The sequence below is a fragment of the Polyangium sp. 15x6 genome, from assembly GCF_029960785.1.
Classification (GTDB): Bacteria; Myxococcota_A; Polyangia; order Polyangiales; family Polyangiaceae; genus Polyangium.
In genome coordinates, this window is the sequence record NZ_JASBQE010000008.1 from 142,303 (window position 1) to 164,908 (window position 22,606).

General features: G+C 69.5%; 18 protein-coding genes. 8 read left to right on the forward strand and 10 right to left on the reverse strand.

The genetic code is table 11. The annotated features are described in order from the left end of the window. Positions 1 to 66: 66 nt before the first annotated feature. From QHF83_RS08915 to QHF83_RS08925, 3 genes are read left to right on the forward strand one after another with little or no spacing between them, the layout of a single operon-like run. Positions 67 to 687 (forward strand): aminodeoxychorismate/anthranilate synthase component II, encoded by a 621-nt coding sequence (locus tag QHF83_RS08915; protein ID WP_282417340.1) that lies wholly within the window; start codon positions 67 to 69, stop codon positions 685 to 687. Further along, positions 684 to 1,745: an anthranilate phosphoribosyltransferase gene (gene trpD / locus QHF83_RS08920; RefSeq protein WP_282417341.1), complete on the forward strand. Its 1,062-nt coding sequence runs from the start codon at positions 684 to 686 to the stop codon at positions 1,743 to 1,745. Before QHF83_RS08915 ends, trpD begins: the two co-directional genes overlap by 4 nt. Further along, positions 1,745 to 2,563 (forward strand): indole-3-glycerol-phosphate synthase, encoded by an 819-nt coding sequence (locus QHF83_RS08925; RefSeq protein WP_282417391.1) that lies wholly within the window; start codon positions 1,745 to 1,747, stop codon positions 2,561 to 2,563. Before trpD ends, QHF83_RS08925 begins: the two co-directional genes overlap by 1 nt. A gap of 3 nt (positions 2,564 to 2,566) precedes the next feature. On the opposite strand, the gene QHF83_RS08930 is transcribed toward QHF83_RS08925, so the two are convergent. From QHF83_RS08930 to QHF83_RS08965, 8 genes are all read right to left on the reverse strand, one after another. Beyond that, positions 2,567 to 2,941, reverse strand: a complete 375-nt coding sequence (locus QHF83_RS08930) for a hypothetical protein (protein WP_282417342.1) — start codon at positions 2,939 to 2,941, stop codon at positions 2,567 to 2,569. A 42-nt stretch (positions 2,942 to 2,983) separates the two neighbouring features. Next, the gene (locus QHF83_RS08935) at positions 2,984 to 4,153 is read right to left on the reverse strand and encodes a hypothetical protein (protein ID WP_282417343.1); all 1,170 of its coding nucleotides are present in this window, start codon (positions 4,151 to 4,153) and stop codon (positions 2,984 to 2,986) included. A gap of 26 nt (positions 4,154 to 4,179) precedes the next feature. Further along, on the reverse strand, positions 4,180 to 4,773 hold the full coding sequence (locus QHF83_RS08940; RefSeq protein WP_282417344.1) for a Uma2 family endonuclease: 594 nt from the start codon (positions 4,771 to 4,773) through the stop codon (positions 4,180 to 4,182). A gap of 43 nt (positions 4,774 to 4,816) precedes the next feature. Further along, positions 4,817 to 7,183, reverse strand: a complete 2,367-nt coding sequence (locus QHF83_RS08945; RefSeq protein WP_282417345.1) for a Tex family protein — start codon at positions 7,181 to 7,183, stop codon at positions 4,817 to 4,819. A 404-nt stretch (positions 7,184 to 7,587) separates the two neighbouring features. Next, positions 7,588 to 8,976, reverse strand: a complete 1,389-nt coding sequence (locus tag QHF83_RS08950) for a hypothetical protein (RefSeq protein WP_282417346.1) — start codon at positions 8,974 to 8,976, stop codon at positions 7,588 to 7,590. Between the two features lie 65 nt (positions 8,977 to 9,041). Next, positions 9,042 to 10,139: a tyrosine/phenylalanine carboxypeptidase domain-containing protein gene (locus tag QHF83_RS08955; protein WP_282417347.1), complete on the reverse strand. Its 1,098-nt coding sequence runs from the start codon at positions 10,137 to 10,139 to the stop codon at positions 9,042 to 9,044. Positions 10,140 to 10,144: 5 nt separating this feature from the next. After that, positions 10,145 to 11,473, reverse strand: a complete 1,329-nt coding sequence (locus QHF83_RS08960) for a PhoH family protein (RefSeq protein WP_282417348.1) — start codon at positions 11,471 to 11,473, stop codon at positions 10,145 to 10,147. Between the two features lie 126 nt (positions 11,474 to 11,599). Continuing rightward, positions 11,600 to 12,565, reverse strand: coding sequence for an aminopeptidase (locus tag QHF83_RS08965; protein WP_282417349.1), 966 nt, complete (start codon positions 12,563 to 12,565; stop codon positions 11,600 to 11,602). Here QHF83_RS08965 and QHF83_RS08970 point away from each other — a divergent pair. After that, positions 12,519 to 13,226, forward strand: coding sequence for a hypothetical protein (locus QHF83_RS08970; protein WP_282417350.1), 708 nt, complete (start codon positions 12,519 to 12,521; stop codon positions 13,224 to 13,226). The genes QHF83_RS08965 and QHF83_RS08970 overlap by 47 nt on opposite strands. Positions 13,227 to 13,343: 117 nt before the next feature. Here the strand turns inward: QHF83_RS08970 and QHF83_RS08975 are convergent, their stop codons facing one another. Further along, a complete protein-coding gene (locus tag QHF83_RS08975) occupies positions 13,344 to 14,705 on the reverse strand; it encodes a sigma-54 dependent transcriptional regulator (RefSeq protein ID WP_282417351.1) in 1,362 nt (453 codons plus the stop codon). Between the two features lie 133 nt (positions 14,706 to 14,838). Here QHF83_RS08975 and QHF83_RS08980 point away from each other — a divergent pair, with 133 nt between their 5' ends. Together QHF83_RS08980 and QHF83_RS08985 are read left to right on the forward strand one after the other, a co-directional pair. Next, positions 14,839 to 16,524, forward strand: a complete 1,686-nt coding sequence (locus tag QHF83_RS08980; protein ID WP_282417352.1) for an aminotransferase class I/II-fold pyridoxal phosphate-dependent enzyme — start codon at positions 14,839 to 14,841, stop codon at positions 16,522 to 16,524. A 277-nt stretch (positions 16,525 to 16,801) separates the two neighbouring features. Continuing rightward, entirely contained in the window at positions 16,802 to 17,632 is an 831-nt protein-coding gene (locus QHF83_RS08985; protein ID WP_282417353.1) for a hypothetical protein, read from the forward strand. A gap of 95 nt (positions 17,633 to 17,727) precedes the next feature. Here the strand turns inward: QHF83_RS08985 and QHF83_RS08990 are convergent, their stop codons facing one another. Then, positions 17,728 to 20,415 carry a hypothetical protein gene (locus QHF83_RS08990; RefSeq protein WP_282417354.1) on the reverse strand — a complete coding sequence of 896 codons (2,688 nt, stop codon included), beginning with the start codon at positions 20,413 to 20,415 and terminating at the stop codon, positions 17,728 to 17,730. Positions 20,416 to 20,703: 288 nt separating this feature from the next. Between QHF83_RS08990 and QHF83_RS08995 the strand changes: the two genes are divergently transcribed. Then, entirely contained in the window at positions 20,704 to 21,774 is a 1,071-nt protein-coding gene (locus QHF83_RS08995; protein ID WP_282417355.1) for a class I SAM-dependent methyltransferase, read from the forward strand. 78 nt (positions 21,775 to 21,852) lie between these two features. Beyond that, complete coding sequence (gene aqpZ, locus QHF83_RS09000; RefSeq protein WP_282417356.1) at positions 21,853 to 22,602, forward strand: aquaporin Z; 750 nt, start codon at positions 21,853 to 21,855, stop codon at positions 22,600 to 22,602. Positions 22,603 to 22,606 lie beyond the last annotated feature (4 nt).

Below are 22,606 nucleotides of genomic sequence, written 5' to 3' on the forward strand. Positions count from 1 at the left end.
ATGGAAGATCGTGGCCCGCGTCTCGGCGCGGGCGCGCGTTCGTCCATCGCTAGCAAGGTGGGATCGATGCGGCTGCTCGTCGTCGACAACTACGACTCGTTCACTTACAACCTCGTCCAATACCTGGAGATCCTGGGCGCGAAGTGCGTCGTGCAGCTGAACGACGCGATCGACGTGGACGGCGCGCGCGCCCTCGACCCGGACGGCATCCTCGTGTCGCCCGGGCCGTGCTCGCCGAACGAGGCAGGCGTGAGCCTGAAGATCATCGAGGCGCTCGGCGCAGAGCGCCCCTTGCTCGGGGTTTGTCTCGGCCATCAGGCCATCGCGCAGGTGTTCGGCGGGCACGTGGTGCGCGCAGGACGCGTGATGCACGGAAAGACGTCGCCGATCGAGCATGACGGGCGAACGGTCTTCGCGGGGCTGCCGCGGCCCTTCGTGGCCACGCGGTACCACTCGCTCATCGTGGAGCCGAGCTCCTTGCCGAGCGAGCTCGAGGTCTCCGCATGGACGACCGAAGGCGAGATCATGGGCCTGCGCCACGCGCGGCTGCCGATCGAGGGCGTGCAGTTCCACCCCGAGTCGATCCTCACGACGCGCGGGATGGACCTGCTCCGCAACTGGCTCGATCTCGTGAAGGAGCACGCTCGGGCTCGGACGGGAGGAGCGCTCGCAGGAGCGCTCCTGTGAGCGCGGACGTCGCCTGCTTCGCCCACGTGTTCGAGCAGATCGCGCGGGAAGAGCGATCGCTGCCGCGCGTGATGGTGCGCCGCGCGTTCGACGCGATCCTCGCGGGCGCGTGGACGCCGGTGCAAGTGGCCGGGTTCGTGGTGGCGCTGCGCCTGCGCGGCGAGGATGCCTCCACGATCGCGGCGGCGGCCGAGGCGATGCGCGCGGTGATGGTGCGCGTCGATCACGGGCTGCCCGCGGTCCTCGACACGTGCGGGACCGGAGGCGATGGACTCGGCACGCTCAACGTGTCGACGGCGGCGGCGCTCGTCTGCGCCGCGACCGGCGCGCCCGTCGCCAAGCACGGAAACCGCAGCGTTTCGAGCCGTTCGGGGAGCGCCGACGTGCTCGAAGCGCTGGGGGTGCCGATCGACGTGCCGCCCGAGCGCCAGGCCGAGGTGCTGCGCGAGGCGCACATCGCGTTCCTGTTCGCGCCCGCGCATCACCCGGCGATGCGGCACGGCGCGCCGGTGCGGCGCGAGCTCGCGATCCGCACGATCTTCAACGCGCTCGGGCCGCTCTCGAACCCGGCGTGCACGACGCATCAGCTGCTCGGCACGTACGATCACGCGCTCCGCCCGGTCTTCGCCGCGACGCTGGCCGAGCTCGGGGTGCGGCGCGCGTGGGTCGTGCGCGGCGAAGATGGGCTCGACGAGGTGAGCCCGTTCGGGCCGACACGCGTCACGGAGCTCGCGCGTGGATCGCTGCGCGAGATGGTCGTCCGGCCCGAGAACTTCGGCCTGCCGGTCTCGCCGCCGGGCGCGATCCAGGGCGGATCGGCCGCGGAGAATGCCGAGGCGATCCTCGCCGTCTTGCGCGGCGAGCCTCACCCGGCGCGGTGCGCGATCGTGCTCAACGCGGCCGCCGCGCTCGCCATCTTCCGCGAGACGGACGACCCGCGCGACTGGCCGGATCTCGCGGCGGAAGCAGCGGCGGCGCTCGACAGCGGCGCGGCCATGCGCAGGCTCGAATCGCTCCGTGAGGCCGCGGGGCGCGCGCGAGAGACGGAGGCGGCGTGATGGACGGGCAGGGACGAAAGCGCGTCCTCGACACGATCCTCGCGTCGAAGCGCGCCGAGATCGCAGCGCTGCTCGCCGCGCCTCCACCGCGCACGACGCGCGTGCCTTCGGGGGGCGTCTTCGAGGCGCTCCGACGGCCCGAGGGCGGGGCGCTGCGGCTCCTCGCCGAGGTGAAGCTGCGTTCGCCGTCGGCGGGCGCGCTCTCGTCGGTGCTGAGGCCGGCCGAGCGCGCGCGGCGTTATGCGGAGGCGGGCGCGGCGATGATCAGCGTGCTCGTCGACGGCCCGTTCTTCGGCGGCTCGTACGACGACCTCGCGGCATGCCGTGACGCGCTCGACGTGACCTTCGGCGCGGCGCGGCCGAAGCTCCTCTGCAAGGAGTTCATCCTCTCCCCGATCCAGCTCGCCATGGCCGCGGCGCACGGCGCGGACGCGGCGCTCTTGATCGCGCGCATCACCTCGGCCGAGGAGCTCGCGCGGCTCGCGGACGCGGCGCGAGATCTCGGCATCGAGCCCTTCGTCGAGGTCGCGACCGAGGACGAGCTCGCGGCGGCCGAGCACGCTCGCGCGCGTGTCCTCGGCGTCAACGCGCGCGATCTCGACACGCTCGCCATGGATCCCACGCGCGCCGAGCGTGTGCTCACCCGCGCCGATCGTGGCGCCGCGCGCGTTCACCTCTCCGGGCTCGCCTCGCCATCCGATGTCGCGCGCATCGCGCAAGGCCCCGCCGACGCGGCGCTCGTGGGCGAGGCGCTCATGCGGCAGGACGACCCGGGCCCGCTGCTCGCCGCGATGGTCGCGCGCGCCGCGGCCCGCTGATCCTCACATCGCCGCGGGCCCCGTCATGATCCGGGCCGAGCAGCGACCGCCCTGACACACGCATCCGCCGCCGCAATCCATCGTCCCCTGCCGACACTCCATCGAGCACAGCACGGCCCTGCAATCGGGCGCCGCGCTCCGCGCGACACACGACGCCGCGTGGCAACACCCCGCCGGGGCGCAATCCGCGTCCGAACTGCATGCGGCCTCGGCCGCGTTGACCGCTTCCGTCGAGGATCCCGTGGGCGACGGCGCGGCCGGGGGCTGTGTGTCCGCGGCGGGACGGATGTCCTCCGCGTTCCTCGGGCCCTCCGGCGACGCGGGGTTACACGCGGACACGAAGAGCAGCGAGGCGAACAGCGACAGGATCGTACGCATCGAGCGATCCTCATGCCCCGCCGAGGCGGCCTCGTAAAGCCTTCAGACGCCGATGTGCTGCTTCAGTTGCGCCGTGAGCGCATCGAGATCGGCCTGCACGTCCGTGACGGGCACGCCTTTCGTCCGCACGAACCGCGCGAGATCGGCGAACGACGGATCCTCGAGCAACGCCGCGACGGCGGGCAGCGCGAACCCGCGATCTCGACCGAGCCGGGCCACGAGCACGCGGATCTCCGCGCGAAAATCCACGCCCGAGAGCGCCCTGTACAGGATCGCAGCCGCGAGATGCGCTGCACTCTCCTCCCTGCGCGCGCCGACCTCCAAGAGCTCCGACACACGCAGGTGCACGATCGCCCGCGGCACCACGTTGTCGAGCCGGGCGAGCGGCGCGAGTGATCGCTGCTCCAGCACGATCGCCTCCCCGAGATCGCCTGCATCGTTGTGATGCCCTGCGAGCGCAGCGAGCGTCCCGGCGTGACCGAGCGCGTCGTTCTGCGCGTCGAACGCGCCGAGCAGCGCGTCGAGCCCGCCCTTCTCCTCCACGGCCCCCGCGACCGGCCCCACGATGGATGCGTCGTTCGCCGCGCGCACGGCTTCACCGAACATCGACGCGAGCGCCGCGAACGCGCCTGCGCCGAGGAAATACGACGTCGCCGTGATCCCGGCCTCGACGCCCGCTTCCTTCGTCCCGCCGGGGACCTTGCCCTCGACGAACGCGATGAACGCCGCCCCGTACCGCTCGCCGAACGCGACCTTCAACGCGGCCTCGTCCTGCCCGGCGCGCTCGTCCGGCCGCGCGTCCATCCACGCCGCCACCGCGAGCGTTGCCGCCTCCGTCGCTTCCAGACCCATCGCTGCGCCCCCTTCGAGCAGCGGCGCGCGCGTCACGAGCCGCGCCTCCACGAGCTCACCGACGAGCGGCTCGAGATCCGGGCGCTCGAGCTCCCCGGCCTCTTGCAGCGCCGCGATGCGCCGCTTCACCTCCTCGGGCATGACGGGCATCTCGGGCCGCGCCTCGGGCGGCATCCGCTCGAACGCGGCCATCATGCGTCCGATCTGCCGGAACCTCTCGTCCTCCACCGACTCGCGCGCAAACACCTTCTCGACGAGCGTCTCGGGCACGGGCGGCAGCGCGCGCGTGAGGATCCAGAGCAAGCGTCGCGCGTCGGGGGAGAGCTGCGCGATCGCGGTCTCGGCCGTCTTGTCGGACATACCGCGCAGGGTACCGGCGCGCGGGATCAGGGAGAAGAGGGCTCGGCGGACTTGGGGAGGATCCAGAACGGCGCGAGGTTGATCTCGAGATCGAAGGGAGGCAGGCGGGGAGTTTCGTCCTCGGCTGCGGATGCGACGAGCAGGGGGCGTTCGCGCTCGGTCGTCCAAACCTCCAACAGATGGATCTCCGGATCGATCAACCAGACCCAACCCACGCCGCATCGCGCGTAGTGCGGCAGCTTGATCCGGCGATCGTCGCGAGCGGTCGACGGCGAGAGAACCTCGCAGCACCAATCGGGGAGCAGCGTGATGGGGTACTCGTCAGGCGGGTCAGGACACCGTTCCACACGCCACCCGGCAAGATCGGGGTTGAAGAGCCGATCGCCGAAGCGAACCGCGGGCTCCAGCTCGATCCACCAGCCAGTGCCGCCGGAGGCTTTGTCCGCATCGCCGAGCGCGCGATAGCACTGCCCCACCGCGCGCCGGTGCGGCGCCTTCGGCCGCGACATCGTGCGGATCTCACCCGGCTCGAGGATCTCTCCGCTCAGGTACTCCGGCAGCCGATCGATCTCGGCCAGCAGCTCCTCGAACGTGGGAACTCTCCGCGCGGGGTCGCCCATGCAGCGAACGTAGCATGAACCGACCCCGCGCCGCCCTCCGCCCCTACCGCTTCAGGAGCGTCGCGAACGGGTTGTTCGTGAACTTCCCTTGCGGCTGGGGTTTGCCCTGGGAACCCCCCTTGCCCTGCTGCGGCCCGCCGCGCCCTTGCTGCGGCCCTTGCCCGCCGCGACCTTGCGGTGCGCCTTGCGACTGCGCCCCCGGCTGCGGGCGCTCGCCCTTCCGCGCCGTCAGCGAGATGCGCTTGCGCACCATGTCCACCTCGAGCACGCGCACCTTCAGCTTGTCGCCGACCTTCACCACCTCGCTCGGATCCTTCACGAACCGGTCCGCGAGCTGCGACACGTGCACGAGCCCGTCCTGGTGCACGCCCACGTCCACGAACGCGCCGAACGCGGTCACGTTCGTGACCACCCCTTCGAGCTCCATCCCCGGCTTGAGGTCCTCCATCGTCCGCACGTCGTCGCGGAACTTCGGCGGCTCGAAGCTCGCGCGCGGATCACGCCCCGGCTTCTTCAGCTCGACCAGGATGTCATTCATCGTGTACTCGCCGACATCGCCGCCGATGTACTTCTTCGGATCGATGCGCCCGATGAGCTTCGTGTCGCCCACGAGCGACGCCACGGGCACGCCGAGGTCCGCGGCGATCTTCTCCACGAGCGCGTAACGCTCCGGGTGCACCGCGCTCCCGTCGAGCGGGTGCTCGCCTCCGCGGATGCGCAAGAAGCCCGCGCACTGCTCGAACGTCTTCGGCCCGAGGCCCGCCACGTCGAGCAGCTTCTTCCGGCTCGAGAACGCGCCGTGCTGATCGCGGTGCGACACGATCTTCTTCGCGAGCGAAGCGCCGATGCCCGCCACGCGCGAGAGGAGCGGCGCGCTCGCCGTGTTGAGCTCCACGCCGACCATGTTCACGCAGCTCTCCACCACCTCGTCGAGCTTCCGCGCGAGCAGCGACTGATACACGTCGTGCTGGTACTGCCCGACGCCGATGCTCTTCGGATCGACCTTCACGAGCTCGGCGAGCGGATCCTGCAGCCGCCGCGCGATGCTGATCGCGCCGCGCACCGTCAGGTCGAGATCCGGGAACTCCTCGCGCGCCACGTCGCTCGCCGAGTACACGCTCGCGCCGGCCTCGCTCACGGGCACGCAGAAGATCTCCTTGAGCCCCTCGGCCGCGAGCACATCGCGCACGAACTGCTCCGTCTCGCGCCCGTGCGTCCCGTTGCCCACGGCCACCGCGCTCACGCCGTACTTCCGGCACAGATCGCGGATCGTCCGCTTGCCGCGCTCCTCCGCGTCGGCGCCTTGCACGAGGTAGATCGTCTCGTTCGCGAGCAGCTTGCCCGTGTCGTCGACGACCGCGCACTTGCAGCCCGTGCGCTGCCCCGGATCGATCCCGAGCACCGCGTGCGTCCCGAAGGGCGCCGCGAGCAAGAGCTCCCGCAGGTTCTGGGCGAACACCTCGACCGCCGCGCGATCCGACTGCTGCTTCAGCTCCACGCGCACGTCGATCTGCACGCTCGGCGCGAGCAGCCGCTTGTACGCGTCGCTCACCGCCTTGCCGAGCTCGCCCGCCCAGGGCGAGCCGCCGTCGATCCCGCTCATCTTCCCGATCGGCGCGAACAGCTTCTCGCCATCGAGATCCACCGACGCGCGTAAAATCCCTTCCGCCTCGCCGCGGCGGATCGCCAGGTAGCGGTGCGACGGCATCCCCGCGACGGGCCCTTCGAAGGTCGCGTACGTGTCGAACTTCGTCGCCTTGCCCTCGTGCTCCTCGTTTTTCTTCACGCGGATCACGCCGTCTTGCATGTACGCCTCGCGCACGGTCTTGCGCACGTCGGCGTTCTCCGCGATCCGCTCGGCGCAGATGTCGCGCGCGCCTGCGAGCGCCGCCGCGACGTCGGGCACCTCCTTGGCCGCGTCGACGAAGGCCTTGGCCTCCTCCTCGGGGCTGCCTTCCTTCGCTTGCGACCAGATCCGGTCCGCGAGCGGCTCGAGCCCGCGCTCCTTGGCGATGATCGCGCGCGTCCGGCGCTTCGGCTTGAAGGGCAGGTAGAGATCCTCGAGCTCGGCCTTCGTCGCGCAGCCGACGATCTTCTTCTTCAGCTCGTCGGTGAGCTTGCCTTGCTTGCCGATCTCGTCGAGCACCTGCCGGCGCCGCTCGTCGAGCTCCACGAGGTACGTGCGACGCTCCTCGATGGCGCGGATCTGCACCTCGTCGAGCCCGCCCGTCGCCTCCTTGCGGTACCGCGCGATGAACGGCACCGTCGCCCCCTCGGCGAGCAGTTTTACCACTGCCGAGACCCCGGACCTCGGGAGCGTGAGCTCCTCCGAGAGCGTCGGGACAGGGTCGAAAGCGGGCAGCGTGATCGTGGGCGAGGCCACCGTGGTGGAGTCGGTCGTCGCAGTCATGGGAGGGGTGGCTTTAGGCACGGGCTGGACGGTTGTCCAGGGGGAAAACCGCGTCAGACGCGGCGCCGGAGCTTGCCCGTGGCCTCGCGCACGCGTGACTTCCGTCTCGCGGAGAATCTGGCGGGCGACGTCGGCGCAAGCAATGGAGTGAATGGTGGGGCAATGAAGGCATCGATTGCCCGGAACTCCCTTGACGAGGCGGCGGCGGTCTTCGTCGGTGTACATGGCGGGAAAGGAGAGTTGACGAGGGGAAGGGGGGCTCGGGACGTCGAAGCGACGATTCCACGAGGAAGATCCCTCCCCGGCTCATCCGAGCCAAGGGGCCAGCGGCAAGCTTCGTCGACGCGGACGGCTGCGCGCGGATTCTCGAAACGGACGGCGCCCGCTCGGGGAGCGAAGGACGCTCAGGGCGCGAGCGCGACCAGGAACGTCTCGTAGTACCCCGTGCCGGGCGTCGGCCCGAGCCCGAAGTCCACGGCGCCGAGCGCCGTCCCCGCGATGTACACGCGCCCCTGCCCGTCCACCGCGGCCGCTTGCCCCCATTGCAGCTCCGTGCCGCCGAAGCGCCGCAGGAACACCGGATTCCGATCGGCGTCGAGCTCTGCCACGAATGCGTCGCCCCGGTACTCGTCCTCGCTCGCCATGAGGTACGCCATCCCGAACGATATGCGCCTGTACATGTTTCCCGTGAGGATCACGCTACCGTCGCTCGCCATCGCGAGCCCGAGCCCGGAGTCGGTGCCCAATCCCCCGTAAATCGCGCTCCGTCGGTGATTCGCATTCGCGTCGAGCTCCAGCAAAAACGTATTCGTGTCGTCGACATTCGTGGAGTCTTCGAACGAATCCGAGACGATCCCCCCACCGAAATCGACGTCCCCGTCGACATGCCCCGTGAGCACGAGCCCGCCATCGTCCGTGAACGCCACGGCGTTCGTGCTGTCGACGCTCTCGTCGCCGCCCACCGCCCGGCCCCAGAGGGGTTTCCCGTCGAAATCATAGGTCATGACGAATCCGTCACGATGCCCGGACGCGACGAGCTCGACGTCGAAGCCCATGTCCTTCATAAACTCTCCCACCACGGCAATGACGCCATCACGCGCCGCAACGTCGTGCGAGGTCACGTATCCTTGATTGCTATCGAGCATCCGTGACCATAGGGGCGTGCCCTCCGGGTCGAGACGCACGATGAAATCGGCATTCGACGAGATCGTAGGCAGCTCGCCCGACGTCGAGCCCACGAGGACCGCGCCGCCGTCCGGCATCGCCGCGATCGCGATCGGCCGCTGGTCGTCAGCGCCGCCGAACGCCCGCGCCCAGACCACCTTCCCCGCGGGATCGAGCTTTGCCACGAAGGTATCGTCCGCCCCGTCATGGGGGAGCGAAATGCCGTCGAGTTCGACGGGCCAGGCGAACTGGCCCGCGACGAGCGCCGAGCCGTCCGGCAAGGCCGCGACGTCGATCGCCCCCTCCGAGAACTCCGCGCCGAACGAGCGGCTGTACACGTGATTGCCCTCGCCGTCGTACCGCGCGACGTACGCTTGATAGCTGTTCGACGGACTCGGCAGCGTGCCCCCGCCGAGGTCGATGTCCCCGTAATGCTGGCCCGCCACGATCACGCCGCCCGAAGCGACCCCGGCGAGCCCCACCGGCGCGACGTAGCTGTCGCGCCCGAATCGGCGCACCCAAAGCGTCGTGCCGGGCTCGTCGGGCGAGTCATTCTCCGGGACCTCGCCGCCACAACCCACGAAAAACGCCGAAAGCCCCACGACCCCGAGCAAGCGAAGGATGGACACACGTCACCTCACGTCACGAAAAGGAAAAGCCTTGTCGCGACGCTAGCAGATCCGGTATGCCCGGGTCACGCCCCGGGACGGGACGCAAATGGTCGAAGCACGGCTGCGGCGTCCACCGACACCCGCCCCGCGCCGAGCACCCCGTCGAGCGCCGGATCCACCGCGAGCGCCGCCTCCACGCGGAGCAGCGCCGGCAAATACACGACCTCGCGCCCGAGACCGCCCCCGCGATACACGCGCGCCGTGATCCGAAGCGCGTCCGGAACGCTCGCCCCGTGCGAGAGCAGGAGCCGCGCCGCCTCCACGAAATCGGCCCCCGCTTCGAGCTTCCGCGCCGCGACGTGCCGGCACGCGAGCTCGCGCCGCCGCCCGCCCACGAGCGCCCCCGCGCGCCGCTCGAGCCAGAGCGCGCGCCCCTCCTGATCATCCGCGCCGCATTGTGTCCCGATCACGAAGATGCCGAGCGACATCCCTGCCGCCCGGCACCGCGGCAAGACGTGCCCGTCGATCTCGTGGAGCACGGTCCGCTCCACGTCGGCCCGCGTCATGGGCCGCCCCGCCGCGACCTGCACGACGCCCTCGCCCGTCGCCGCGAGCGACGACAGATCCCGCACCACGACCACCCGAAACGGCAAGCGCCGCGCCCCGATCTCCGCGCGCATCCGCACGAGGAGCGATCCCTCCGCCGCCTCGTCGTCGCTTCGAATCAGCGCGTCGTCCTCGGACGCGGGCGGCGGCGGCTCCGAGAGCCATCTCCGCGCGAGGTCGTCCGCCGCGTCATCGTAATGGTCGCGCCGGCCAAACCTTTTTCTCGCCGCGGCCCAGAGCCCCTTCGTCCCGGTCGCCGAGCAGACGAGCGCCTCCGCCGCGATCTCCCGGGCCCTTCCTGCGTACACCGCGCCGAGCGGCCCTTCGTTCTCCAGGAACGCCGCGAGCTCCAGGAGCGCGCGCACGAGGCCGTCGTGATCGGGCGGCGGCTCGTACGAGAACCGCGGCGACTCGTGCTCGCCCCGCGCCCACGCGCCGCCGAGCCGTTCGAGCTCCGCCCGCAGGTTCGTCGGCGTCGTGCACATGATCATGCGCACGCGCGAGGCCGCCTGCACGAGCGCGTTTCCCGCGTCCGTGATCCATTGCAACGAGTGAGGGTCAGACGCGCGCGGCACGGTCCCTACAGCAGGTTCGCCGCGAGCTCCGCGAGCTCGCTGCGCTCGCCCTTCGCCAGTACCACGTGCCCGGCGATCTGCTCCTGCTTGAACCTGTCCGCCACCACGCTGAGCCCGTTCGACGCGTGATCCACGTAGGGGTTGTCGATCTGGTGCGGATCGCCCGTGAGGATGAGCTTCGTCCCCTCGCCCGCGCGCGTGATGATCGTCTTCACCTCGTGCGGCGTGAGGTTCTGCGCCTCGTCCACGATGAGGTACTGGTGCGGCAAGCTGCGGCCGCGGATGTACGTGAGCGGCTCGACCTGCACGATTCCGCTCTCCAAGAGCTGCACGAATCCGCGCCCGTCCGCGCCGCTCTTGCCGCGCGTAGCTCCGCTCGAGAACAGGAACTCGAGGTTGTCGAAGATCGGCTGCATCCACGGGTTCAGCTTCTCGTCGACGTCGCCCGGCAGGAACCCGAGATCCCGGCCGAGCGGCATCACCGGCCGGCTCACGAGCAGCCGCGAGTACACGCCGTCCTCCACCGTCCGCTTGAGCCCCGCCGCCAGCGCGAGCAACGTCTTGCCCGTGCCCGCCTTGCCGATCAACGTCACCAGCCGGATCGTGTCGTCGAGCAAGAGGTCGAGCGCATAGGCCTGCTCCTTGTTGCGCGGCCTGACGCCCATCACCCCGTCGCGCGGCGTACGCAGCGACACGACCTGCCCCTTCGAAGCGTCGTACCGCCCGAGCGCCGTGTGCGTCGCGCTCGCCTCGTCACGCAGGAGCACGCCCACGTTCGGGTAGAGCGCCGAGGGGTGGGGTGCCGCGACGAACCCGTTCTGGAAAAACTGGTCCACGTCGGTCCCCGGCACCTCGACCTCGAGCACCGACAGCTCGTTCTCCGGATCGGGCGCGTTCTGGCTCTCGTACGTCTCCGACGTCACGCCGAGCGCGTCCGCCCGGATGCGCAGGTTCGTGTCCATCGTGACGAAGATGGTCGGCTTGCTCTTGTCCTTGTCGCGGACGTCGATCGCGACCTGCAAGATCGCGAGGTCCTGCGACTTCGAATCGAGCCCCACGAGCGCATTCGGCCGCCGCTCGGGGATCGCGATCCGGAGCGAGCCCCCTCGTTCGAGCGGCACGCCCACGGAGAGCGCGCCCGCGGAGCTGCGCAGGCCGTCGAGCAGCCGCGCGATCGTGCGCGCGTTGCGCCCCCGTTCACTCCCTTCCCGCTTGAACTGGTCGATTTCCTCGATCGCGTAGATCGGGATGATCAGGTCGTTGTCCTCGAACTTGAAGATCGCGTGCGGGTCGTGGAGGAGGACGTTGGCGTCGAGGACGTAGTTTTTCCTCATGGTTGAGCTTCTTCGGCCCGTTGCAACTGGGGCTTGGGGCGTAGCTCGGCTTGTCCGAGCGCTGCCCCAATCGTTGTCAGGAATGACGGCCAAGCGGCGTAGCCCCCGACGGGGAACTGCGCAAGGCTATACCAGTCGCACGTAGCGTCCGTGCCGAATGAGCGGCTCGCCGTCCAGGTCGACGTCCGTGTCGGCCGCCGCGAACGCGAGCTGGCCGTGCGACGTCCAGAGCGCCCCGGTCCGCGACGCGAAGTTCTCGCCGAGCGACAGGTGCAAGCCCGGCATGTTCTCGTCGTGGATGAGCTCGCCGAGCGGCGCCGCGATGCCGATGTTCGCGCCCAGCGAGAGCAGGCCCACCCGATCGTGGCCCATCGCTTCATTGATGAACTTCTCGACGTACGCCTTCACCGTGGCGTCCCGACATTCCACGCGTTGCACCCGCCCGCTCTCGAACGTGAGCCGGATCGGCCGGCTCGAGAGCGACCCGAGCCGCGAGCCGTAGCCGCCGCCCATCGACGCGTCGACCACGTACGTGCCCGTCACCTGCGCAGGCGAGGTCACGAGCGCGCCGTACGGCACGTTCAGCCACTGGCCCGACCGGATCATGCTCCCATTCGCGAACCAGCGCAGGTTCGGCGCCATCTCCACTTCGAGCGACGTGCCCGCCTGCGAGCGCACCTGGAGCTTCGAATGCGGCCTCATCGCGTTCCTGAGCGCCGCGATCAGATCGAAGACCCGCGTCGAGCTCGCCAGCATGCTGTTCACGAACGCGCGCCGGCTCGTCCCCACGATGTGCACGTGCCGCGCGCGGTTCGCCGTGGCCACGGTGACGAACGTGTGCCGCGCGTCGTACTCCCCCTCCTCGTACGTCGCGGCAAACAGCGTCACGTCCGCGCCCGGCACCGCCGCGAGGACGTCCTGCGGGCAGCGGACCCACGGCCGCGGCGCGAGCGCCTCCACGTCGATCCGATCCACGCGCGCCCGCCGCTCCTGCGCGACCTGCTCGAACGCGCGCGCCACGCCGTCGTTCTGCCGGTCGTGCACGATGAGCAGCCGCTCGTTCGTCTCCAGCGCGACGAGCTCGTCGAGCACGCGCGCCGCCGGCGTCACGAGCCCCGGATCGACCGTATGCCGCGCCGAGAGGAGCGTCTGCGCCCGCGGCGGCGCCGGCGGCCGCGACGTCGAGTGCGCGAGCGACGAGGGCGGCGGCGAGGTCGGCGGCGGCGGGATCGTGGAGGTGGTCCGCGGCGCTTGTGACCCTTGTGACGCCGAGCGCGGCGTGCGGCGCGGCTGCGTCGACGGGGCCCAGGAGCGGGGCGTGGTCGAGGGCGGCGGCGGCGTCGCGCCGCGGGAAAACCCCGTGGGCGGCGGCGGCACGGGGGTATGGGGGCGTAGCTCGGCTTGTCCGAGCGCAGCCCCCATCGTTGACTGCGGCGTCGAGCGCCCGAGCCCCGAGGACGGCATGGGCGGCGGCGGCACGGAGGCCGGGTTCGTCGGGCGCGCGGCCGGCGGCGGGGGCGTCGGCGTGGGGCCGCGCTGCGGGGGCGGCGTGAAGAACGGCCTGCTGTTCGTCGAAGGCGCGGGTTTGTCGTCCGGGTTCGTCACCGGAGGCGAAGACTCGCGCGTGGCCCTTGATTCCCCGTTCGCAGGCAGTTCGGAAAATGCTCGCCGCGACGACCCGCGCCCCGGCGAAGGAGGTGTCGGTCCCGTTGCGCCGGGCGGACCCTTCATGGTCGTCACGCTTGAAAGCTAACCAATTTTTCGCGACGTGTCAGGCACCGTGTCGGTCCGCTGACGCTTTCAATCCCATGGCACAAAACCGCCGCTGCGAGGGATCCCGCGTAGCTCGGTTCGCGTCGGAGCGCTGGGATCAGAGGTCGATCCGGTAGTCTTTGATCTTGTAGAGCAGGGCGCGGTGGCTGATCTCGAGCACCTCGGCGGCGCGCGTGCGGTTGCCTTTCGTCTTCTGCAGCGCGCGGCGGATGAGGATCTCCTCGATGACGCGCGAGGTCTTCTTGATCGAGAGCTCCCCGCTCGTCAGGTGGAGCTGGATCGGATCACGCGCCTCGCGGATGCGCTCGGGCAGGTCGTCGGCCTCGATGCTGTCTTTCTCGGCGAGGACCATGGCGCGCTCGATGGTGTTTTCGAGCTCGCGCACGTTGCCCGGCCAGCCGTACTCGAGGAGCAGGCGGCGCGCTTCGGGCGAGAGCGCGCGGATGTTCGTCCCGAAGCGCGCGTTGTTGCGGTTCATGAAGTGCTCGACGAGCAGCGGCACGTCCTCGCGCCGCTCCCGGAGCGGCGGGATGCCGATCGGCAGGACGTTGATCCGATAAAACAGGTCCTCCCGGAACCGACCCGCTTGCGTCTCGGCGGAGAGGTCGCGGTGCGTCGCGGCGATGATCCGCACGTCGATCTTGATGTCCTTCGAGTCGCCGAGCCTCCGGATCGTCTCCTCCTGCAGCACCCGGAGCAGCTTCACCTGGAGCGAGAGCGGCAGCTCGCCGATCTCGTCGAGCAGGAGCGTGCCGTGGTTCGCCTGCTCGAAGAGGCCCACGCGGTCGGTGGTCGCGTCCGTGAAGGCGCCGCGCCGGTAACCGAAGAGCTCACTCTCGAGCAGGTTCTCGGGGATCGCCCCGCAGTTCACCGCGACGAACGGCCCGCCGCGCCGCGAGCTCCGCCGGTGGAGGGCCCGCGCCACGAGCTCCTTGCCCACGCCGCTCTCGCCGGTCACGAGCACCGTGGTCTTGTAGTCGGCGATCTTGGTGATCGTCTTGAAGATCGCCTGCATGCTCTCGCTCTTCGCGAGGATCTCTTCGAAGGTGCTCTCGCGCAGGATCTCCTGCTTGAGCGCGCGGTTTTCCCGGCGGAGCGTTTCCCGCTCCTCGGCCTTGCGCAGCGTGAGCAAGAGCTCCTCGGCCTTGAACGGCTTCTGGATGTAGTCGTACGCGCCTGCCTTCATCGCCTCGATGGCGAGGTCGACGTTGCCGTACGCGCTCATCACGATGACCGTCGCCGGATCCCCCTTCGCCTTGAGGGTCGCGAGCAGATCGAGCCCTCCGAGCCGGGGCATCCGCACGTCCGTGAGGATGAAATCCGGGCCGAAGGATTCGAGGAGCGCGAGCGCCTGCTCGACCCCCGAAGCCACCTCCACCTCGTAGCCGTCGCGCTTCAGGAAGGAGCGAACGACGACCCGTAAGTTCTCTTCATCGTCGACGAGAAGGACTCGACGCATGGATCCTCGCAAACTTTTCTACACGGATCGAGGCTACCCTGCAACGGTTGCACTGGGGGCACGATTGACAGGGGCTTCCATGAGCCGTATCCCCGGGTCCGCACGTAGGTAGGCGGGGGCCGAGGATCCTTTCATGAGCGTGATCGATCGACTGGGAAAGAAGCTCTCGTCCTCCAGCGCCGTGATGCGCCTCATCAGCAACGACCGCGTGATGCAGGTGGCGACGGGCCTCATGGACGCGCGGGGTCGGCTCGAAGCGGCCGCCGAGCGCGCCTCCGAAGCCTGGAGCATTCTCCTCAACGGCCACGCGCTGCCCACGATCGACCCGGCCCTCGAAGGCGGCGACGATGTCGTGGGCGCGGCCGGCAAGAGCCCACGGCCCGCGACGAAGCCCGCCGAGGCGGAGGCGAAAGGCGCCCCGACGAACGGCGCGGCCGCGCACGCCCCGACGAACGGAGCCGCGACGAACGGCGCGGCCGCGCACGCCCCGACGAACGGAGCCGCGACGAACGGCGAAGCGGCGACGACCGAGGCGCCCAAGCCCGCGGGCCCCGGGAGCGCGGCGGAGGAAAAACTCGCCCAGCAGATGGCGTCGCGCACGTCGCTCTCGCGCATCGGCGGCCGGGACGTCTTCGAGAAGTGTTACAAGTTCATGACCGCGGACAACGCCCGCGCCATGGGCGTCTACCCGTTCTTCCGCCCGCTCGACTTCAACAACGGGCCAGAAGCGCAGCTCGAAGGCCGCAAGGTCATCATGCTCGGCTCGAACAACTACCTCGGGCTGACGACGCACCCGAAGGTCCGCGAGGCCGCGAGGAACGCAATCGAGAAGTACGGCACGAGCATGACCGGCTCACGCCTGGTGAACGGCTCGATGCGCCTGCACAACGAGCTCGAGGAGAAGCTCGCGGCCTACCACGGCAAGGAGGCCGGGCTCGTGTTCACCACGGGCTACCAGGTCAACATCGCCACGATCAGCGCGCTGCTCGCCAACAAGAAGAGCGTCGCCGTCATCGACAAGGACGACCACGCCTCGATCTACGACGGCGTCCGCCTCGGCCAGGCCGCCGGCGCGCGCATGGTCCGCTACCGGCACAACGATCCCGAGGCTCTCGACCAGGCCCTCTCCGAGCTCGACGCGAGCGAAGGCGCGCTCGTCATCACGGACGGCGTCTTCAGCGCGCAGGGCGAAATCGCGAACCTGCCCGGCATCACCTCCGTGGTGAAGAAGCACAAGGCGCGGCTCTTCGTCGACGACGCGCACGCGCTCGGCGTGATCGGCCCCGGCGGCCGCGGCACCGCCGCCCATTTCGGCGTCGCGGATCAGGTCGACCTCATCGGCGGTACGTTCTCGAAATCGCTCGCGTCGATCGGCGGCTGGCTCGTCGGCGAACGCAAGGTGCTCGATTACATTCAGCACTTCGCCTCGAGCTTCCTCTTCGCCGCGAGCGCCGCGCCGCCGTGCGTGGCCGCGGCGATGGCCGCGCTCGAGGTCATGCAGGAGGAGCCCGAGCGGCAGGAAAAGCTGCGCGAGAACTTCACGTACATGCGGAACGAGCTGCGCCGCCTCGGCTTCGAGCTCGGGAAGACCGAGACCGCCGTGATCCCGATTTACATCCGCGACGACCTGCGCACCGTGATGATGTGGAAGACGCTGCTCGACGAGCACTCGATCTACGTGAACCCATTCATCACGCCCGGCGTCCCCCCGAAGCAGCAGGTTCTCCGTACGAGCTACATGGCGACGCACGAGCGTCACCACCTCGATCGCGCGCTCGAAGCATTCGAGAAGGTCGGGAAGAAGTTCGGCGTCATTTGATGAGGGTTTTGTGGAGGGGGAGCCCTCGTTGGGGCTCCCCCTACGTCCCTCACTCCGCTGCGCTACGTTCGGGACTACCCCGGCGTATGGCTGCTGTCTCGGGTCGAGCGTGAACGCGCGCGTACCATGACGCGTAGCCCGGCGTTCACAGCCACGCGTGAAGCCGCACCCCAAGCAACGTAAGACGGTGGCACGGTGCGTGTTACGCACCCCCGTGGTACGAATACGCAGGCGCTCCGCGCGCTCGTCGCGGCGCGTCCGTCGCTGGAGGGTTTTCATGTTCTTGCGTCCATCCTTCGCCAAGCTTCTCGGCCCGAGCGCCTTGTTCCTCGTCCTCGCCGTGAGCGGCAGCGGCTACGGCGGTTGCTCCGACGCCGACGCCCAGATCGAATGCGACGCGAACGGGGAAAACTGCATGATTTGCGACGGTTACGGCTGTCACCCCGCCAATCCCAACGTGGGCCAGGGCGGCGGCGGCGGCCAGGGCGGTCAGGGCGGCGGCAATCCCACGTGCGACCCGAACGTGACCACCTGCGCCTGCGTCGACAATGGCGACTGCCCCTCCGGCCAGGTCTGCCTGGACGGCATCTGCCTCGTCGGCTGCAACCACAGCTACGAATGCGGCCCCGGCAAGGTCTGCGCGAACGGCCAGTGCGAGGTCGGCTGCGACGAGAACAGCCCGTGCCAATCCGGCTACGTCTGCGACAAGGGCATCTGCATCGCCGACCCCGCGACCGCGTGCCCGCAGAAGCCCTGCGTGAGCAACGAGGTCTGCATCGACGGCATCTGCGAGCCGGCCTGCACCAAGCACAGCGACTGTCCGGCCGGCGAGATCTGCGACAGCACGGCCGGCGGCTGCATCCCCGATCCCTCGCCCATCCCCGGCTGCGGTCCGGGCAAGGAGCCCTGCCCCGGCGCGGCCCAGTGCGGCGCGGACGGCTACTGCCATTACCCCTGCGGCGACCTCACCGCCTGCAAGCTCATCGACAACCGCTTCGTCGCCTGCGATAAGGGGATCTGCAAGACGAACGAAGAGGTCAACCCCGAGTGCGACCTCGATACCCCCTGCCCGCCCGGCAAGGATTGCATCTCGAACGAATGCCTGTGATCGTCGGCTGATACGAAACCGCCACAAAAGACCGCGGGGAGCGCGCCGGCTTTCGCCGACCGCTCCCCGCGTTCATTTCACCGCTCCACGTCGATTCAGCGACGCTTCCTGCGGATCACGAGGGCCCCGAGGGCCGCGAGCGCGACGAGCGCCGCGTCGCCGCTCCCGCCTCCGCGACCGGCCGCGCAAATCAGGCCGTGGCCCGTGAGGAGGATGCCGTCGTCCGACGGCGGCTGCTCGACGGGAACGTCGTCGGCCTTGTTGTTCGGATCCTTCTCGCCCTCGTCGACGACGCCGTCCTTGTCCGTGTCCTCGTCGCCGTCGCTCACGCCGCCGCCGTCGGTGTCCGCCTTCAGCGGATCCGTGGTCGTCGTGCCCATGTCGCCGTCGGGCGTGCAATGGCCGGCATCGGCGTTCGTCCCCGCCGCCCCGCAATCCTTGCCGAGCTCGGTGCCGTCCTTGAGGCCGTCATCATCGCTGTCCGGGTCGAGGGCATTGACGAGCCCATCGCCGTCGGTATCCACGCCGGGGCTCGGCTCCTCGCCGTCGGGCACGCCGTCGTCGTCGCTGTCGCCGTCGTTCGGATCGGTCCCGATCACCGTCTCTTCGTCGTCGGTCAGCCCGTCGTCGTCGTCGTCGGGATCGCCGTCGTCGTCGCCGCCGTGACCCCTCGTCGGATCGGTTTCGCCCGGGTCGACCACGCCGTCCTTGTCCGTGTCCTCGTCGCCGTCGGCGAGCCCGCCGCCATCCGTATCGGGGTTCAGGGGCGCGGTCGTCGTCGCGCCGCTGTCGCCGTCGGCCACGCAGTTGCCGGCCGCCGGGTCGGTCGCGTCGCCCGAGCAACCCTTGCCCATTTCCGTGCCGTCTTTCAGCCCGTCGCCGTCGCTGTCCGGATCGAGCACGTTCTTGATGCCGTCGCCGTCCGTGTCGTTCGCCGGGTTCGGCTCTTCTCCATCGAGCACGCCGTCGTCGTCGCTGTCGGCGTCGTTCGGATCGCTGCCGAGGGTCCCCTCGACGGCGTCGCTCAGCCCGTCGCCGTCGGTATCCGTGTTCGTCGAATCGTCCGCGTCGTTGCCGGCCTTCGGGTTCGTCTCGTCCGGATCGACCACGCCGTCGAGGTTCTTGTCCTCGGAGCCGTCGCTCACGCCGCCGTCGTCCGTATCGGCGTCGAGCGGCGACGTCGTCGTCGCGCCCATGTCGCCGTCGGGCACGCAGTTGCCCGCGGCCGGGTCCGTCGCCGGGTTCGAGCAATCCTTGCCGAGCTCCGTGCCGTCGGCGAGCCCGTCGTTGTCGCTGTCCGGATCGAGCGGGTTCGTGAGCCCGTCGCCATCCGAATCGAGCGTCGGATTCGGCTCTTCTCCGTCGGGCAAGCCGTCGTCGTCGCTGTCGGCGTCGTTCGGATCGGTCCCGATTCCCGTCTCGAAATCGTCGCTCAGCCCGTCGCCGTCGGTATCCGTGTTCGTCGGATCGTCCGCGCCGTTGCCGTCGTTCGGGTTCGTCTCGTTCGCGTCGACGACGCCGTCGCGGTCCTTGTCTTCCGCGCCGTCGGACACGCCGCCGGCGTCCGTGTCGGGGTCGAGCGGGTTCGTCTTCGTCGCGCCCATGTCGCCGTCGGCGATGCAATGGCCCGCCGCGGGATCGATCCCGGGCCCACTACAACCATTGCCGACCTCGGTCCCGTCGAGGAGACCGTCGTCGTCGCTGTCCGGATCGAGCGCGTTGATGAGCCCGTCGCCGTCCGTGTCCACGTTCGCGCTCGGCTCCTCTCCGTCCGGGATGCCGTCGTCGTCGGTGTCGGCGTCGTTCGGATCGGTGCCGAGCGTGCCCTCCGCGAAATCGGGGATGCCGTCGCCGTCGGTGTCGGGGCAGCCGTTGTCGACCACGCCGTCGCAATCGTTGTCGAGGCCGTCGCAGACCTCGGTCCCGGGTTCGTCCGCGAACGCGTTGCAGACCGCCTGGCCCTCCGCGTTGCACACGAGCACGCCCGTCACGAGGCACTCGCCCACGCCCGCGGAGCACGCCTCGCCGGCGCCCATGCAATCTTGCGGAATGCAGCCTTCCGCGCCGCAGCTCACTGGATCGCTGAGCAGATCGGGCAGGTTCGCCGGGCCGGTGAAGTCCTGCGAGAGGGACGTGCCGTTCGAGGCCGTACCACAGGCGATGCGCAGCGGCTGATCGAGGCTCACGCCCGCGGCGATGAGCGCGTTCCGCTCGACGGCCCAGTCGATGAAGAAGTCCGGCGTCGGCGTGGCGAGCGGGAAATTCGAGCCCGCCGGGGCCTCGCGCGCGTATCCGTAGCCCATCGAGCCCATCGTGAGCGGGTCGAGGTACGTATTGAGCAGCGTCTCCGGCGCGTCGCCGGGATCGTTCGGCATCTGCTGGATCGCATTGGCCCAGAGTCGCACCTCGTCCGGATTCGAGATGCCGTTGACGAGCGTGCTGTACTCGTAATTGGCCGGATCGTTGTTCGTATCGATCACGCACCCCCAGCCGAAGGGCGCGAAGCTCGTCGCGTTCTGCAGGACCGTCTCGTCGATCCGCAACCGGAAGTAATAATGGGTCGCGTCGCTGTACACGTAGGCGAGCGGGAACAGCTCATTGCCGACGATGTCGCGCGAGCCCGCGGTATCGCCTTCGGGATCACCGAGCGGCGTCGCCATACCCGTCGCTGGATCCGTGCGCGTCAGCGCGACCCACGAAGCGTCGGGCGGAAACGTCTGCGCGCGCGCCGTGACGGGCACGGCGAGCCCCAGGAAGCCCACGACGAGAGCGACGCCGCTCACGATCGTTTTGTGCCCCAATATACTTCGTCGTTTCATGTTCTCCCTCGGACTGGGGTTCATGGCTATCGTCACGGACACATATCACACAAAACGTACTGGACGAGATCCTGAATGTGTTGGCATCTTGCGCCTGCACTGCCCGCTTACCAGCCTCGAAATGAGGACAGGACCCCGCAATTGAGGGCGAGAGTCCTCACCCACGACCCCACGACGCGCGCATCAGCGTAAAGTTATCGTGGGACTTTTTCTCCGTCCCGGGCATGATGCGACTCCCCCGCGGAGGTGAAGGTGCTACACAAACGCTTCGGTACCGACAAGACTGGCCTCGAAACACGCTTTGACGCCCAACGGATCGCTTTCGCGCCGATCGTATTTCAGGCCACGCGCCTCCTGCGATCGACAGGTTTGCTCGAGGCCGTCGAGGACTGTGGCGCCGAGGGGATGACGGCCGCCGAGGCGGCCGCGAAGACGGGGCTTTCCATCTACGCCGCGACGGTCCTGCTCGAATGCGGGCTCTCGGCGGATCTCGTGGCGTACGACAACGGTCGATTCGTCATCACCACGCTCGGCGCCTTCATCCGCCGCGACGAGATGACGGCCGTGAACATGGAGTTCGTCCACGAGGTCTGTTACCTCGGCATGCACAAGCTGGAAGACGCGCTCCGGCTCGGCGAGCCCGCGGGGCTCCGGGTCTTCGGCGAATGGAAGACGGTCTACGAGGCGCTCGCTCACCTGCCCGAGGACGCGAAGCGCGCGTGGCTGCGCTTCGACCATTTCTATTCGGACGCCGCGTTCCCCGCGGCGAGCCGGATCGTGCTCGAGCGCGAGCCGCGGAACCTGCTCGACATCGGCTGCAATACCGGCAAATGGACCTCGCTTTGCCTCTCCCGATCACCCGAGCTCCGCGCCTCCCTCGTCGATCTCCCCGGCCAGCTCGAAATGGCAATGCAGAACCTGCGCGAAAAAGGACTCGACGGCCGCGCCGTGCCCTGCCCCGTGGACGTGCTCGATCCACACGCCGAGCTGCCCTCGGGCTTCGACGCGGTCTGGATGAGCCAGTTCCTCGTGTGTTTCTCGGAGGACGAGGTGCGGACGATCCTGCGCCGCGCCGGCCGCGCGGTACGGCCCGGCGGCCGGCTCTGGATCCTCGATACATTCTGGGATCGGCAGCGCTTCGACGCGGCGGCGTATTGCCTGATCAACACGTCGCCGTATTTCACGGCGATCGCGAACGGCAACAGCCGCATGTACCGCACCGAGGACATCCTCGCGCTCGCCCGCGAGGAAGGGCTCGTCCTCCAGGCGACGCACGAGCGGCTGGGAATCTACCACTCGCTTCTCGAGCTCGCGCCCGGCTGATCGCCGAGAAGCAGCGCGGCGCCTGGACGCGCGCGCGTCCCACCCCACGTTCACCTGTGGGGAAAGGGGGGACGTCTCATGTCCATCGGACGAAAGGCCATCGCAGAGGCCGTCGGTACGTGCTGGCTCGTGCTCGGCGGCGTCGGCAGCGCCGTCATCGCGGGAGAGAAGATCGGAAACCACGGCGTCGCGTTCGCGTTCGGCCTCACGGTGCTCACCATGGCCTACACGTTCGGCCACATCTCGGGCGCGCACCTCAACCCGGCCGTCACCGTCGGCCTCGCAGCGGCCGGGCGCTTTCCACGCGTGGATGTGCTGCCGTACGTCATGGCCCAGCTCGTCGGCGGCTTCGTCGGCGCGGGCCTCTTGCTGATCATCGCGCGAGGCATGCCCGGCGGTTACGACCCCACCGTGAGTGGCCTCGGCGCGAACGGCTACGGCGCGCACTCGCCGGACGGCTACTCCGCGGCGGCCGCGTTTTTCGTCGAGGTCGTGATGACCTTCTTCTTCGTCGTGGTGATCCTCGGCGCCACCTCGAAGCGCGCGATGAACACGTTCGGCGGGCTCGCGATCGGCTTCTGCCTGACGCTGGTTCACCTCGTCGCCCTCCCGATCACCAACACCTCGGTCAATCCCGCGCGCTCCACGGGGCCTGCGCTCTTCGTGGGTGGCTGGGCGCTCGCGCAGCTCTGGATGTTCTGGGTCGCGCCGCTGCTCGGCGCCGCGCTCGCGGGCCTCACGGCGCGCGCGCTCGAGCCGGATCAGGTGCTGCGCAAGGCACGCCCCGGTCCGCCAGGGCCGGCGGAGGAGGTGCCCACGCGGGCGTAGATGG